The organism is Methanobrevibacter sp. V14, assembly GCF_963082475.1.
Classification (GTDB): Archaea; Methanobacteriota; Methanobacteria; order Methanobacteriales; family Methanobacteriaceae; genus Methanocatella.
Map to the genome: position 1 here is coordinate 355,284 of NZ_CAUJAM010000006.1, position 15,004 is coordinate 370,287.

General features: G+C 31.2%; 13 protein-coding genes and 2 pseudogenes. 11 read left to right on the forward strand and 4 right to left on the reverse strand.

The annotated features are described in order from the left end of the window. The first annotated feature begins 162 nt into the window (after positions 1–162). Both Q9968_RS03820 and Q9968_RS03825 read left to right on the forward strand, forming a co-directional pair. Positions 163–1,329 carry a hypothetical protein gene (locus Q9968_RS03820; protein ID WP_305513610.1) on the forward strand — a complete coding sequence of 389 codons (1,167 nt, stop codon included), beginning with the start codon at positions 163–165 and terminating at the stop codon, positions 1,327–1,329. After that, positions 1,329–2,048 carry a metal-dependent hydrolase gene (locus Q9968_RS03825; RefSeq protein WP_305513612.1) on the forward strand — a complete coding sequence of 240 codons (720 nt, stop codon included), beginning with the start codon at positions 1,329–1,331 and terminating at the stop codon, positions 2,046–2,048. Before Q9968_RS03820 ends, Q9968_RS03825 begins: the two co-directional genes overlap by 1 nt. Here the strand turns inward: Q9968_RS03825 and rqcH are convergent. After that, positions 2,023–4,050 (reverse strand): ribosome rescue protein RqcH, encoded by a 2,028-nt coding sequence (gene rqcH, locus Q9968_RS03830; RefSeq protein WP_305513614.1) that lies wholly within the window; start codon positions 4,048–4,050, stop codon positions 2,023–2,025. The two genes, Q9968_RS03825 and rqcH, sit on opposite strands and share 26 nt — an antisense overlap. Before the next feature lie 84 nt (positions 4,051–4,134). Here rqcH and Q9968_RS03835 point away from each other — a divergent pair, with 84 nt between their 5' ends. Continuing rightward, positions 4,135–4,407 (forward strand): hypothetical protein, encoded by a 273-nt coding sequence (locus Q9968_RS03835; protein WP_305513619.1) that lies wholly within the window; start codon positions 4,135–4,137, stop codon positions 4,405–4,407. Here the strand turns inward: Q9968_RS03835 and Q9968_RS03840 are convergent. After that, a complete protein-coding gene (locus Q9968_RS03840) occupies positions 4,402–6,222 on the reverse strand; it encodes a DUF2070 family protein (RefSeq protein WP_305513621.1) in 1,821 nt (606 codons plus the stop codon). The genes Q9968_RS03835 and Q9968_RS03840 overlap by 6 nt on opposite strands. A 108-nt stretch (positions 6,223–6,330) precedes the next feature. On the opposite strand from Q9968_RS03840, the gene Q9968_RS03845 reads away from it, so the two are divergent. From Q9968_RS03845 to Q9968_RS03855, 3 genes and pseudogenes are all read left to right on the forward strand, one after another. Further along, positions 6,331–6,852 carry a FumA C-terminus/TtdB family hydratase beta subunit gene (locus tag Q9968_RS03845; protein ID WP_305513623.1) on the forward strand — a complete coding sequence of 174 codons (522 nt, stop codon included), beginning with the start codon at positions 6,331–6,333 and terminating at the stop codon, positions 6,850–6,852. An 89-nt stretch (positions 6,853–6,941) separates the two neighbouring features. Then, positions 6,942–7,271, forward strand: coding sequence for a hypothetical protein (locus tag Q9968_RS03850; RefSeq protein ID WP_305513624.1), 330 nt, complete (start codon positions 6,942–6,944; stop codon positions 7,269–7,271). After that, positions 7,272–8,419: pseudogene (locus Q9968_RS03855) on the forward strand (TIGR03576 family pyridoxal phosphate-dependent enzyme). Here Q9968_RS03855 and Q9968_RS03860 read toward each other — a convergent pair. Beyond that, positions 8,416–9,333, reverse strand: a complete 918-nt coding sequence (locus tag Q9968_RS03860) for a biotin--[acetyl-CoA-carboxylase] ligase (RefSeq protein WP_305513625.1) — start codon at positions 9,331–9,333, stop codon at positions 8,416–8,418. The pseudogene Q9968_RS03855 and the gene Q9968_RS03860 overlap by 4 nt on opposite strands. A gap of 21 nt (positions 9,334–9,354) precedes the next feature. Continuing rightward, positions 9,355–10,845, reverse strand: coding sequence for an acetyl-CoA carboxylase biotin carboxylase subunit (locus tag Q9968_RS03865; protein WP_305513627.1), 1,491 nt, complete (start codon positions 10,843–10,845; stop codon positions 9,355–9,357). Positions 10,846–10,912: 67 nt separating this feature from the next. Between Q9968_RS03865 and Q9968_RS03870 the strand changes: the two are divergent. From Q9968_RS03870 to Q9968_RS03890, 5 genes and pseudogenes are all read left to right on the forward strand, one after another. Next, positions 10,913–11,544, forward strand: a pseudogene (locus Q9968_RS03870) (METTL5 family protein). A gap of 230 nt (positions 11,545–11,774) precedes the next feature. Next, positions 11,775–12,602 (forward strand): putative RNA uridine N3 methyltransferase, encoded by an 828-nt coding sequence (locus Q9968_RS03875; RefSeq protein WP_305513629.1) that lies wholly within the window; start codon positions 11,775–11,777, stop codon positions 12,600–12,602. A 330-nt stretch (positions 12,603–12,932) separates the two neighbouring features. Beyond that, entirely contained in the window at positions 12,933–13,943 is a 1,011-nt protein-coding gene (gene rpl3p, locus Q9968_RS03880) for a 50S ribosomal protein L3 (RefSeq protein WP_305513630.1), read from the forward strand. Between the two features lie 2 nt (positions 13,944–13,945). Further along, entirely contained in the window at positions 13,946–14,710 is a 765-nt protein-coding gene (rpl4p, locus tag Q9968_RS03885) for a 50S ribosomal protein L4 (protein WP_305513632.1), read from the forward strand. 23 nt (positions 14,711–14,733) lie between these two features. Then, positions 14,734–14,994: a 50S ribosomal protein L23 gene (locus tag Q9968_RS03890; protein WP_305513634.1), complete on the forward strand. Its 261-nt coding sequence runs from the start codon at positions 14,734–14,736 to the stop codon at positions 14,992–14,994. Positions 14,995–15,004 lie beyond the last annotated feature (10 nt).

A 15,004-nucleotide genomic window follows, 5' to 3' on the forward strand; every position in this document is an offset into this window, starting at 1 on the left:
TGTTTTTTTACTATATTAATATTACTATATTCTAAAAAAGTATTACTTTACCTCATTTTTCCAGAATTCTTACTTTTTTTATCCAATAACTTTATAAATATTGTTAAATAAATAATTTCATAGTTAAATAATAGTGTGATAATAATTGATAAGGGTGAAAACGTGGGAAATACAATAAAATTAGTTTCAGGTTTTATTTTATTTGTAATAGGTGTTCTCCTTGCATATGAAACAATGGTCTATAACTTATTGGACATTTTGTTAATAGTTGGTATATTCATTTCAGTTGTTGGGATAATAATGATTGTCAGCTATTTTGTTGATTCAAATGCATCTAGAACAACTGATATGATTAAAGAATTTATAGAATCTCGTGAAGATAATTTCCGTTCATTTAACGGTATTGAAAGAAAAACAACTGATGATAAACAGCCACTTAGAGTTCGCAAAGAATTTAATGATTATGATGATGGGGGTTATGAAGACTTTGTAGTTGATGAATATCCAGATTCCTCAACTAGTGAATTTTTTGGGACTTCTTTTGAAGATAATTCAAATGAGGGTTTAAATGCTGTCTCTCAACAGGAGTCAGAAGTAGATTTCAGTAAACAGCTTGATTTTACTCCTCATTATGAAAAACCATTAAAAGTCACTAGAACTCCTAGAAGACGTGAAGAAAGATATGCAGATGAAGTTCCAGAATTCATTGTTGAACCAACTCATAATTCAAATGATATTCAGGATGCTTTAGCATATGAAGATTCCTTAAATGAACCAGCTTTACATACTCCAAATAAGATTGCTCCAGAAGTTCCATCTAGAGATATCAAAATCGATATTAACAATCCTGAGAGTTTACCGGTTCCAAAATCACTTAAAAGTTATGTAATTTCGGATTATGGGGTATTAACTTCTCAAGAGGCTTTTGATAATTTAGCAGTTAATGTTAATAAAGAAATCATGTTGGAAATTCCATCATTGAAAGATTTATCAGACCGTGTTTTATCTTATGTACCAACAATTTATTCTAGGGTAATAATTGATGAATTTGATGTTTCTGACATGTCTTACATGTTTTTAATATCTTCTCTTTTAAAACAGGGAGTTCATATTAAAACAGTTCCGAAAGTACATTCTATAAATTTAATTACAGATGATTCACATGCTATGATTATATCTGAAGGTAAAAATGATTTGGAATATGGTGCTATATATGATGATAGGAACTCTATTTCCAATATAAGGGCTAATTTCGAAAAAACTTGGAATATAGCTTCTAATTTAAATGAAAATATTTTAATGAATAATGCTCATGGTGGTGTTGCATAATGGAGATTAGGTGGTTGGGACACTCTGCTTTTGAAATAATAAGTGATGAGGGTGTTAAAATCCTAATTGATCCATTTATAAGTAATAATCCTGCCTGCCAAATTCCAGTCGAAGAATTAAATCCAGATATAATTTTACTTACTCATGGGCATTTAGATCATTTTGGTGATGCATTAGAAATTTCAAACAGTACTAATGCCCCTATAGCTTGTATCCATGAAATTTCACTCTTTTTAGCAAAACAAGGAATTAGAAATATTAGCGTCAATATTGGAGGTTCATTTATATTTAGAAATATTAAATTCACAATGCTTGAAGCTAAACATTCTTCTGATATTGATCTGGTTGAAGAAATCGTGCCTGGAGGTACGGCCGCAAGCTTTTTAATAACTTTTGAAGATGGAACTAAAATATATCATGCTGGGGATACGGGTTTATTCGGTGATATGAAAACTATAATTGGTTCAATATACAAGCCTGATGTTGTTATGGTTCCTATTGGTGATAAATTCACCATGGGTCCTTTTGAAGCGGCATTAGCTTCAATGTGGATGAATCCTAAAGTGGTTATTCCAATGCATTACAATACATTTCCACCGATTGAACAAGATCCTGCAATTTTCGCTAATTTTGTAAGCCAGTTTAACCCGAATATTGATATTGTGGTTATGAATCCTGGTGAATATTTTGAATTTAATCCTGAAGATTGTCAGGATTAATTTTTTCATATTTTTTTCTTTGATGATATTCTTCATCGATATCGCATTTTCCAGATGGCAATACACGTATAACATCATCTAAATTTATCAAATCATTCTCATTAATTTTGTGAATAATTTTTTTAGCTATTGCTTCTTTTTTAGTAAAACCGGGTTTTATAACAACATAGTTGTCACAATGTGCTTCTAAAGCTTCAACCGGTCCGGCCATTATTCTTTTTCCTTCGTAATTTACGATTCCAATAGCTAATTTAACTCTTGCACTTCGGATATAATTCCTATGGCCCCTAATAACAAATGATCCTTTTGGTAGAAATTCTCCAGATTCAGGTGTTTTTGATACTTGGTCTGGATTGACCCAAAATACATCCTGTGTTGAGTAACCTAATGACCAAGCAGATGAAAATGATGCTGCAAACTCTCCCGATTCTTTAAGGAGATTGTCATTTATTTCACTTCCATTTAATTTTATAGCAGTTGAAGAAGCACCATGTATATCTGCATGCAGGTAGATGTCATTTGGTTCTAAGTATTTCTTAACAATATTTTCATTGGTGTTTGCATCACGACCTCCAACAACCAAAACATCATCAGAGCTTATAAACCATCTTAATTTTTCATACCACTTAAGATTTTTCTTAACTCTCTTTTTTGGAACTGTTACATGTTCCATTGCAATGTCTTTTTTAGATTTAATATCTTCCAGTTGTTTTTTGGTATTTTCAATAGCTATCAATGCACCTTTTGTTTTTCTTTTTGCTTTTTTAGCTTTTTCATAATAATTTTCAGCATTCTCCGGAATTGTTAACTTCGGATCCATGATAAATGAGGTATTGTCAATATTTAAAGTTAAAACGCCTAATTTATCAATTGATTCGTAAATTTGAGCTTCGTCCATACCCTCTTTTTTAGCTTTTTTCAGTATTTTGCCAATTTCTTTAAAAGAGTAATCATTACTTCTAGCCTGATTTACAACTGTTAATATATTTTCAATGGAAGAGTAATTAGAATAAATAATCTCTCCTTTATGTTGGCTGTCCTCGATAGTCTTGGTAAAATTATCAAGTGTTTCTTGCTGTAAATGCAACCTTTTTTCAAACTTATTTACTTTTTTGTTCCAGGCAGATTCTTGGACATTTTTTATATCTGTATTGACCCTTTTTGAGTAAAACTCATCACAAGCTTCATTAAATGTTTTGTAATATGTTTTTTCATAATTTTCATATTTAACAAGGTCAAGAGCAACAACGTCTTCATTGTTATCATTTTTCACAATTTGAGGTTTAATCTTTTCATCTGTTAGGTTAGCAAACAAATCCTTGAAACCGCGGTACAATCCAGATAATTGTTTTTGGGTAATTTCATTATTTGAAGTATTTTTATCTATTTCTATAATTTCATTAGCTCTTTTAATAACTTCTTCAGCATATAAACTTCCAAGCCCGTTTCTTGCAAGAGTTCTTACAACATCACTTTCTCTGTCTTGGAATAAGGATTTAAAATAGTTTTCATTTGCATTTATTGGATTTATGCCTCTTTCTTCTGGGAAAACATATTCTCTTTTAGAACTGATATCTCTTGTACTCATTTGTTTTCTTTTAAGAGGCAAGATAATATTATTTTCATCATCTAGAAGAATAATGTTTCCTTTATCAAATAATTCAACAATGACTGTATAATATTTATCTTTTTTAACTTTAATCTCCACTACACGATCAAAATTGTGCTGCTTAATACTTTCAACATGTGCACCTTTAATTCTTTTTCTTAAAAGCATAGGAAATGTAGGGGGATTAGTTGGATTTTCAAGAGGATATTGGCTAGTATGTATTCTAGAGCCGCATTGCAATACTAAATCAATCCTACCTGTTCCGGGAACATGAAATCGCATAACAACCATGTCTTTTGTTGGTTGAAATGATTTATCGACTCTAGCTCCACTTAATAAATTATTTAATTCATCTGTAATTGTAAAAATGTCTACATTTGACATTGATTTCATTGTTTAACACCTTTTTTATCAATACCTTAATATATTATAACTCATAAAATTATATTAATATATTTAATTTAATGGAGGATATAAATGGACACTACTATCAAGGTTACAAGTATTCATATTATTTTTGGTCTTATTGCAGCTTTATGTTCAGCTGCTTTATCTCTTGGTTGGCTTGGATTTAAGAATGATGTTTTTGCATTTTTTATTGCAGTAATAATATTGTATTTCATTGGCCAATTATCCCAAAAAATTGCAGGAGATGAAATCTCCGGATTTAGCCAATGGTTATGGGATGGAATTTCACCATTTTTCTTTACTTGGATTATTGCATACACATTATTTGTAATGTATTTATAATCCTCCAAAGAAAATCCATATAAAAGATATAAATAATGATGTAATGAGTAAAACTGGAGCTACAATCTTACTAACAGCCACAACGGAACTAATTGTTGAAATCAGTTCTGTTGAATTATTTGGTCCGAATGTATTAAGATTTTTTATTTTTTCGGTTCCAGTTCCAACTTCTACTTTTTCTAAATCTTCAAGTGCTTCAGTAATGCTTAATTTTACATATTCAATAATTTCAGCTCTTTTTGCAACACCAATCGGATTGTATCCTCTGGAAATTGTATTTACAGTATGTGTATCAGTTGTCATTACTTCAATTTCATCGATTTCAAAGTCACTTACAGCATCTATGATCTCTTGTCTAAAACCAATTTCCATGTTATTTGAATCAAATAGGACATATGCGGTTCTTTGATCTCCAACTTCAATGATCATTGTTTTAATGCCGCTTTCACCAACGCCTTCATGTTTATCAAGAGTATCCATGTTATTTGAATAGCATCCAATTTTAATATCATGTTTTTCCTGTTTTGGATTAATTGTATCTATAACTCCAATTAAGTGGAATACCTCAGCATGCCCTGGAAGAACTTCCCCACTTTCTGGATTAAATGAATTGTGACAATCGACGATTATGGAGTCTTTAACACTACATCTGCTTCTACTTTGAGCCATCATAGTAAGTCCAACACCAAATTCAATATCGTCAACAGCTTCAGGGGCAAAAGTGGATAATATCACCATTCCTTCATTGAAAAATTGAACGCCTATTTTTGCTTTTTTAAAGGTATATCTAATAAATTTGCTTGCATCTTTTGAATATTCAATTTTTTCTAAACCTCTTCTAACGGCCGCTTCAATTTTATCGATTTCAGATACTGCAATAGGATTGAAATCGTGTGTTGAAGGGCCATGAGCAACCATTGTAAAATGATTGAATTTATTTGCAAGTAGTGTAGGCATATTAGAACCACCTAAATCGCCTAATGGTCCAGGATGAACAGATGGAGAGATAAATAATGCTTTAATTCCATTTTCACCTTTAAAACTAATAAATGTCACGATGGTTTCAATAGCTTCACTCATATTTTCAAATTCCCCTTCAAGAGAATTTGATCCTTCATTCATATGTGCAATGAATAAACTTAATAAATCTAAGACGCCGATTCCTAAATTTTTATTAAATGGGGATGCGATAATTCTAATAAATGCATAAATGGCCAAAACAAATATTATTCCTGCAACTATTGCTTTAAGGCTTATCTGCACCATTGCAGGCCCAATAAAGCTTGTGTCAGTAAATAAGAATGATATTAAAATGTACATGGATATTATAAGCACTGGTTGGATTAAACCAGTTGTTGCAGCAACAGTGAATCTGACTTTGGAAGTTGCCCAGAAAACTAATGTATTAAATCCATAGATTAAAACACAAGCAAATAACATGAAATTGACAAATATATCTACATTAATCACTCTTGAAATAACATATCCTATAATTATGAATATTCCTAGAATGGTCATTGAAATGGATGATAAAAACATTGAATGTTTTATTTTTAAGTTGATACCATGAAGGGAACTAATAACTTGCTGATTTAGTGCTCCACTCATTATGGAACTAATACCAAGAACAGCCAATCCGAATAATCCTCCAAAAATGAATTCTTCAATTATTCCATGGTTCGGTATTAAATCAATTAAATAGTATATTCCACCAAGAATATAACTGATTATAAGCATTCCTAAAATTGTATATTTTGTTTTTGGCAGGGTTGTGATAAATTTTGACAATCCTGCAACATTACTCATGCTTGACATTTTTTTCCTCAGTTTATCTTTAACCATTAATTTTATTAAAGCAAAAATTTTTATATATTTATTGTTATATTGTTTTTTAATAAATAGATTATGATTATAGGTGTATAAATGGAAAAAAGATTAGATGTTCCAATTAAAGATGAAAGTTTAAATGATTTAAAAGCGGGGGATGTGGTATACCTTACGGGAAATATTATAACTGCAAGAGACCAAGCACATAAACGTTTAATTGAACGTGGTGCTCCGTTAAATATTGATGGTGCTGTATTATTCCATGCTGGACCAATCATAACTAAAAAAGATGGGCATTATCAGATGGTGGCTATTGGACCAACAACTTCGATGAGAATGAATCCTTACCAAAGTGATGTTTTAGATATGGGTCCAAAAATTATCATAGGTAAAGGCGGAATGGATGATAATGTACGTGAAGCATTAATTAGGAATAATGCATTATATGTTGTTGCTACAGGGGGTTGTGCGGCATTATATGTTGATGCTGTTGAAGAAATTGAAAGTGTAGATTGGTTAGACCTAGGAATGCCTGAAGCAATGTGGAATTTGAAAGTTAAGGATTTTGGACCGCTTATTGTTGCAATGGATATTGAAGGAAATAGTCTATATGACTGAAATTTATATAAAAATACTTATATATTAATTAATTTATACTATATTTTAAATTATTCTTACAAATATTATAATTTAGATGAAGTGTTATTATGGCTGATATTAATGAACTTGCTGAAAAGAAATTGAAATCTAGAATGACAAAAATTAGAAAGTGCAACAGAGAAGCTGAAGAAAAATTTAAATTTTCTGAAAAATTAGGCGTTTCTGTTGAAATAGAATTCCAAAACAAAAATCCGGATAAACTTAGTGATGGAATAACCATCATTACAACTCCTGAAGGAAAAGTTTTATTTGCAGACTATTTCTATGGAATTCCTGAAGATGAAGAGTACACTAATGTTGAAATCAATGATAAACAATTAAAATCCATTATTGAATACTTTGAAAACTTTAAATTAGAATTAGATGACTCTGATTAGATGATTGTAAATAGTCCTTTAGATGAAGTCAAAAAAAGAGAAAAAGCTCTTTTGATTATTAAAGACATAGTTGAAACTAAAGGTAGGAATTATCTATTTGATTTAACGGGTTTATCGGGGGGATTTATTGCAAGTCCTTCTGAATTAAGTCTTTTAGAAACCTATGTTGGACCGGCTATTTTTGAAGATGCTCTTCAAGAAGTTGGAATTGGTCATATGGGTGGTGAAAAGGTCCTTCCACTTAACAGAACTTCTTCTGGAATTTTAGCTACTATTTTAACATTAGTCAAAAAAAATTCTAATGTTGTACATTATCTTGCAGAATTGCCAGCACACCCATCAATTCCTCGCAGTTGTAAATTGGTAGGTGCTAATTATTTTGAAACTGATGTTTTTGATGATTTTTCAATACCTGACAATACTTCATTAGTTGTAGTGACTGGTTCTACAATGGATTTAAAAGTCATTGATGAAGAAGAATTTAAAAAAGTAATTGAAATGGCTCATGAGAAAAATATTCTTGTCATGGTTGATGATGCTTCTGGAGCAAGACTTAGAACTGTTGTATTTAACCAATCCAAAGCTTGTGATTTAGGAGCAGATATTGCAATTACAAGTACTGATAAATTAATGTCCGGTCCGAGAGGAGGATTAATGGCAGGTCGTAAGGATTTAATTGATAAAATAAAAATTAAAGTTAATCAATTTGGTCTTGAAGCTCAACCACCTGTGGTACTAGCCATGTTAAATGGTATTAAAAACTTCAATGGGGATAATTTAATAAAAAGTTTTGAAAGAAAAGATCAATTATTTGAATTATTAAGTTCAAAATTCAATAGTTTCGAAAAACACCAAATGGAGTACTTATTTCTCCGGATAATTTATCAAATGAGGTTAATATTCCCCATAATTTGTCTAATGATGATTTAGCATTTGTATTCTCATTTGTTTTATTAAAAGAACATGGCATAATTACAATTCCGGCAGTTGGGATGCCGGGAGCATCAGCTACTATAAGATTTGATTTATCGACTAGCGATGCATTTAATTTTGATTTAAATGATTTGGTTAAAAAAATAGAATCTTCCTTTGAAAAATTACTTGAAGTAATCCAAAATGAAGAAAAATGTAGGGAGATTGTATTTTAGTTTTTAATTATACATTCTCCGGAAATTACTTTTTCTAAGGTTCCATCAATTTTTTCGACAATTAAAGCTCCTTCCTTACTAATGCCAACAACGTAACCATCATAATATTTGTTGAATGGTTCTCTAACTTCTACAATTTTTCCAATAGTGTATGAACGTTTTCTCCATTCTTTCAAGATTTCTTCGAATCCTTCATGGTTGAAAAGTTCTGCAATTTTTTCAAATTCTTCTAAAAATAATCTGATTAGAGTATTTTCATTTTCTTTTCTTCCGAGTTCCTCTTTAATTGTTGTAGTTCCTTCTTTTAAGTCTTCTGGAAAACCAGTAATGTCTACATTAGCATCAATACCAACACCAATAATGACATTTTTGATTGTGTTAAATTGAGTAACTGCTTCTGTTAATATTCCACAAACCTTTTTGTTATTTATGATAATATCATTAGGCCATTTAATCTCAGCAGATTTGATTCCTATTTTCTCCATTGCTTTTGCAACCGCCACACCTGTTGCTAATGTGATAAGTGGGAGTTTTGAGTAATCTACATGTGGTTGTAATATAATAGATAACCATATTCCTCCTAATGGAGATTCCCATGTTTTGCCAGATCTTCCTTTTGCATCGGTTTGTTTTTCAGAAATAACCACACTGCCGTTTTCAACATTGTTCATTGCTAAAAATTTAGCCACGGTATTAGTAGATTTTACTTCATCAAAAACATATAAACTTTTACCTATATATTTCGTATTTAATTCTTTAGAGATTTCAGATGCTTTAATATATTTAGTTTCTTGCTTTCCGATTTCTTGAATAATATTGGCAAAATCGTTTAAATCTGTTTCTTGGAGTTCTTTGATTGTTTCATCAGAAAGTTTATTCTCTTTTTTTAATATTTTAATTATCTCACTTCTCATTTATTAATCTCCAACACAGAATTATTTTTGCATTTGTTGATTTTTAGCCATATTTTGGTATGATCCGACTGCAGCAGAAATTGCAGCTATTTTTTTACCCGGCATGAAAGTAGATTTCATTTTATTTACAAGTTCCAAATCTTCAGCAATTACATTATCCATTTCTATTTCAATACCTTTTTTATATGTATCGATAAAATGCGTATTTAAATCGCCAGAAATAAAGTTAGGGTTTCTTAAAACGGCTTTATGGAATGGAATTGTTGTTTTTACTCCTAGAATGATATATTCACTTAATGCCCTTTTCATTCTGTTAATTGCATCTGTTCTGTCTCTTCCATATGTGATTAATTTTGAAATCATTGAATCGTAAAATGTTGGAATGGTATAATTCATGTATACTCCACTATCTAAACGTACGCCAGGTCCGCCAGGTGATCTGTAACCTGTAATTTTCCCTGGATTTGGTGCAAAGTCATTTAATGGGTCTTCTGCATTAATACGGCATTCAATTGCATGGCCAGTTACTTTAATATCTTCCTGTTCATAGCTTAATTCATCGCCATTTGCAATTTTGATTTGTTCTTTAATTAAATCAGTGTTGGTGATTAATTCAGTAATGGGATGTTCTACTTGGATACGTGTATTCATTTCAAGGAAATAATATTCTCCTTTATCATATAAGAATTCTACAGTACCTGCACTTTTATATCCAATATATTTTGCTGCTTTAACTGCACTTCCGCCCATTTCTTCTCTTAATTCTTCTGTCATAATTGGGGAAGGCGCTTCTTCTAGGAGTTTTTGATGTCTTCTTTGAATAGAACATTCTCTGTCTGCTACATGAATGACATTTCCATGTTCATCAGCTAATAATTGGAATTCTATGTGGCGTGGCTTTTCAAGGTATTTTTCAATAAATACGGTTGAATCTCCAAAGTTTGTTGATGCAACGGATTGTGTAGATTCAATTGCACGTACAAGTTCGTCTTCTTCATAAACTGCACGCATACCAATTCCTCCACCGCCTGCTGAAGCTTTTACAATTACAGGATATCCAATTTGGCGTGCTATTTCTTTAGCTTCATTAATATCAGTCACGCCTTCGGCGGTTCCTTCAATTACAGGAACTCCTGCTTTTTTCATTAAAGCCTTTGATGTAATTTTATCTCCCATTTTGTTAATTACATCTCCACTTGGTCCGATTAGTTTAATTCCATTTTTTTCACATTCTTCTCCTAATTTAGCATTTTCTGCTAAAAATCCATAACCTGGGTGTATTGCATCAGCACCAGATTCAAGAGCAATATTAATAATTTTTCCGATATTTAAATAGGATTTTGCCGGTGAAGGATTTCCTAAAGGATAGCTTTCATCAGCATAATTTGTATAAAGGGAAGTTTTATCAGCATCTGAGTAAATAGCTACACTCTTAATGTCAAGTTCACGACAGGCACGCATTACTCTAATTGCGATTTCTCCTCTATTTGCAATTAATATTTTTTCAAACATTTGAAACCTCAAAGTAATTCTTATCAATATATAATTATATACTAAATAATTTAAATATTTTTATTAGATGAAAATGATTACTCGTAAAAAACATTTGGAAATGAAACTTCAATCTATTCCATCGCACCCAAATCCTAAAGTTGGTCTTGAGCAATATTCAACTCCTTCGGTTATTGCATCTGATTTAATCTGGAATGCTTATTCTCTTGGAGATATTGAGGATAAAAATATCGTTGATTTAGGTTGTGGCACTGGTATTTTTGCCATTGCCTCTTCACTGATGGGAGCAAATTCCTCAATTGGTGTGGATATTGATGAAGATTCTATAAACTTAGCAATAGGTGTTAAAGACAAATTAAAATTAGATAATTTAAATTTCATTGTCAGCGACATTAATGAATTTAATGAAGGATCAATTACAGACACTGTATTTCAAAACCCGCCCTTCGGATCTCAGAGAAATGCTGAGGTTGGTGTTGATTTAAATTTCATTCAAAAAGCTATTGGATTAAATTGCAGTGTATTGTATTCATTTCACATGGCATCTACTGAGGAGTTTTTAATAAAATATTTTGAAGTCAATAATTTAAAAATAACACATATTTTTCGTTATAAATTCCAATTCCTAAGATTTATGATTTTCACACAAAAGAAAATCAAAATGTTGATGTAATCGTAATAAGAGCATTACATAAATAATTAAAATTTCAAAAATCTTATTTTTTACTCCAAATAAACCATATATTTATATAGTGGGTTATTCATATTACTATATTAATATATTCTCTGAGTATAAAAAGTTGGTAGCATATGAGAAGCTACGGATATTATAATTGATATAATATTTTGTAAATGTGTAAGTCTATTTAGTGATAGCTATATAAATGTAGGGTAATCTTTATATAGTTTATATGCCAAATATAAAACTAATGTATAAAGATGAGCTATCTATATTTATTCCAAACTCATTTCTTTCTGAGTCTAGAGATCTTAAAATTCGTACTTATAAAGTGGGGATTATAGCAAGAGCTTTAGCTATTTTTCAAGCAGATAATGTTGTTATTTACAATGACAATCATGATAAAAACGAAGATGGAGAAGAGGATGGAGCTTTTATTGCTGAAGTTCTAAATTATATGAATACTCCTCAATATTTGAGAAGACAAGTTATTCCTATAAAAGCTGAACTTAAGCATGTCGGTATCCTTCCACCGCTTAGGACTCCTCATCATCCTGTTAATAGTCAACCAGATGTGGGTGATTATAGACAAGGTTTCACTGTTAAAAGAAATAAGAAAGGAACTTTTGTTGATATTGGTATGGATAAATTTGCATTCTGTAAAGAGCATCTTACAGTTAAAAAAATTTTTGACTTTAAGATTACTAAAATAGCTAAGAAAGAAGTAATAGTCACACCTGATAAACCAGATGACATTTACTGGGGATATAAAGTTATCTCCTCTAATAAGAGTCTTAAAAATAGCTTAAAATTAATTAAACCTGATCTTGTTGTGGAAACTACAAAATATGGAGATTATATTGATTCTATTTTTGATGAATTAAAATGTAAAGTAGATGAATGTAAAAGTATTGCTATTTTATTTGGTGGCCCTTATTCTTCAATTGCAGAAGATGTTTCAAATCCTAATTGGGATTTATTTAAAGTAAATACTCTTCCTGGACAAGGAACTGAAACTGTTAGAACTGAAGAGGCAGTTGTCGCTACACTTTCTTTATTTAACTTTATGAGATTTTAATTCTCTTTATATATTATTAGTTTAGACGCTAATAGATAACTTGCTCAACTTTTTATACATGAATATTTTTGGGACTCTCCTGAAAATAATCTTAGCACAGGATGATTTATACATTAAATATATTCTTTATTGTGCTTCAATTAGCTTAAACTCAATTGAATATATTGAAATTTGATATTTATCTAGTTGCAGACTTGTTTGTAGCTATTTATCATTTCGATGAATTTATTTCATCAAACTCGTTTAATAGTTGTTCATTTGACTGTTAAACTAAAAAAATTAAAATAATTTAAAAATAAAGGAAAAATATATATTAGGAGGTTAAATTAAATGGTTAGACATCATCAGCCAAGAAAAGGTTCCGTTGCTTTTAGTCCAAGGAAAAGAGCAGCTAAAGAAACCCCTAGAGTTAAATCTTGGCCAAAATCCGATGAACCAAAATTACTCGGCCTCGCAGGTTATAAAGTTGGTATGACTCACGTTTTATTAACTGATACTGATAAAAACTCTCCTACTCAAGGTATGGAAGTTTTCACTCCAGTAACTGTATTGGAAGTGCCTCCGGTCGTAGTAATGGGAATTAGAGCATATGAAAAAACTTCTCGTGGTTTGAAAGTAATCACCGAAGTACTTGCAGACAATTTAGATCAAGAACTTTCAAGGAAGATTTCCCTTCCTAAAGATTACAATAAATCTGAAGCTATTGCAAAAATACAAGGTGCATTAGAAAACACAGAAGAAATTAAGGTCTTAGTACACACAAATCCAAAAGTAACTAGCGTACCTAAGAAAAAACCGGATATATTTGAATGCGGTATTGGAGGAGCAAATCCTGAAGAAAAATTAAATACTGCATTGGAGTTATTAGGTAATGAAGTAAAAGCTAGCGAAATCTTCAATGAAGGTGAATTTGTTGATGCAATTGCAACTACAAAAGGAAAAGGATTCCAAGGTGTAGTAAAAAGATGGGGAATTAGAATTCAATATGGTAAAGCTGTAAGAGCAGGAAAAGGTAGACACGTCGGTTCTATTGGTCCTTGGACTCCAAGAAGAACTATGTGGACTGTAGCTCAAGCAGGTCAAATGGGTTACCACAAAAGAACTGAATTCAATAAAAAAATTTTAAAAATCGCATCAGCTGACGAAGTTGATGAAATCAACCCAGATGGCGGATTTGTAAAATATGGGCTTGTCAAAAACGATTATGTTTTAGTAAAAGGATCCCTTCCAGGACCTTCTAAAAGATTAGTAATCTTAAGACAACCTATCAGACCTAACAATAAAGCTGAGGATATCCCTCAAATTAACTACATTAGTACAAAATCTAAACAAGGGGTATAATCATGAAAGTTAATGTTTATTCTATTAATGGGGAAGTTAAAGATGAAATTGAACTTCCAGCTATTTTTGATGAAGTGTACAGACCGGATTTAATCAAAAGAGCTGTACTTTCAGCACAATCTGCTAGAGTACAACCATGGGGTAATGACCCAATGGCAGGTAAAAGAACCTCTGCTAAAGGATGGGGTTCAGGTAGAGGTACTGCAAGAGTGCCAAGGATTAAAAATGGTTCAAAAGCAGCTTTCGTACCAATGGCTATTGGTGGTAGACAAGCACATCCTACTAGAGCTGAAAAAAATCATCATGAAAAAATCAACATCAAAGAAAGAAGGTTTGCAATCAGATCTGCTGTTGCAGCAACCACTAATAAAGAAATTGTTGAAAATAGAGGTCATGTTGTTGATGATTTAGCTCAAGTGCCTATTATTGTTGAAGATGATATTGAAGAAGTAAAAACTGCTAAACAAACTCGTGAAATTTTCCAAAAATTAGGTGTTTATGATGATGTCATCCGCGCTAAAGAAGGTAAAAGAATCAGAGCCGGTAGAGGTAAAACTAGAGGAAGAAAATACAAAAAAGTAAAAGGACCTCTTGTTGTTGTCGGTGAAGATAAAGGAATTTCCCTAGGTGCGAGAAACCACGCTGGTGTAGATGTTGTGGGTGTTGAAAACTTAAATGCTGAATTATTAGCACCTGGTACTCACCCAGGAAGACTAACTGTTTACACTAAATCAGCTGTTGAAAAATTAGGAGGTTTATTCCAATAATATTGGATAAATAAGGTGATATTATGGATTCATATTCAGTTATTATTAAACCTCATGTTACTGAAAAAACAATGAATTTAATTGATTTGAATAATGAGATTGCATTTGTTGTAAATCGTGAAGTCAATAAAAGGCAAATTAAATATGCTTTTGAGGATTTATACGAAGAAAAAGTAGCAAGAGTTAATACACATATTACTCCTAAAGGTGTAAAAGTAGCATATATTAAATTAATTGAAGAAGGAATGGCAGAAGAACTTGCTGTCAGATTAGGTGTATTCTAAGGAGGAATGA